1 protein-coding gene and 1 pseudogene are annotated in these 843 nt (G+C 48.4%); both read right to left on the reverse strand.

The window, feature by feature from the left end; genetic code table 11:
• Positions 1-694 (reverse strand): annotated as a pseudogene (locus R7O13_RS25540) (hypothetical protein); the annotation flags it as partial.
• Between the two features lie 3 nt (positions 695-697).
• Positions 698-843, reverse strand: a 146-nt coding sequence (locus R7O13_RS25545) for an ECF-type sigma factor (protein ID WP_318305034.1), incomplete at its 5' end; no start/stop codon positions are given.

Consider the following 843-nt stretch of genomic DNA (forward strand, 5'->3'; position numbering starts at 1 on the left):
TGTTGTTTTGCTCTTCTTTAACGACTGGCAATTCAAAACGGGTCGTGACCCAGGCGTAATCTTCTTCACCATGATGATTGTCACGAGCTGCCACGGCTAAGTAAGTGGTTTGGTCGATTTCTTCTGGCGCACCTTGTACAACGATTTGGCCTTGGTTGAGCACCTGAAGACCATTGGCGTTTTCTAACCAGATCCGAGTGGTGAGCAGGTCACCATCGGGGTCTTCAAACAATTGGTTCAGACTTAACGAATTGCTGATCGGCTTGTTCTGCGTTAGCTCCCAACCATAAATGATGGTTTGCAGTTGCTGTTCGACCGATAGATTGATGATGGGTTTGCTGTTGTTCGCCGCATCAACCTTGGGTTGTGGTGTCACGGCTGTCAGATCGTAAGGGTAGTAACCATCAAACGTATCGAAAGGGTTCTCGGCGACGTTTTGTTGATCGAATGGGGTGGCATTAAGCACAGCATCTAAATCGAGAGAGCTCGAGCCGTCCAACGCCGATGTTGTGAGCGCCTGTTTCACCTCAATTAACGACGTACGTTCACCATAGTGATGTTGGCTTTTTCTTTTATCGACAGGAGCGCTGTTTAAAGAGCTGGCCGCAGATGCCATGCTGCTCTCGTCACTTAACAAGTAAACACCCAATAAACCGGCGCCGATCGCGCCGATAATCCACAGTTTCTTGGTCATGATTTATGCGTGTGCCATTCTTGATTGCAGCCAGCTGCGTGAGAACTTGAGGTCTTTTTCGATCAGACTTGCGCTGCACTCTAGCAGTTCGCTGATCTCCTGGTTCTTCATGCCTATCAGGTATTTAAGTTTTAAGGCGCTCGATTGAC

It is taken from the genome of Vibrio sp. Y176, from assembly GCF_033438945.1.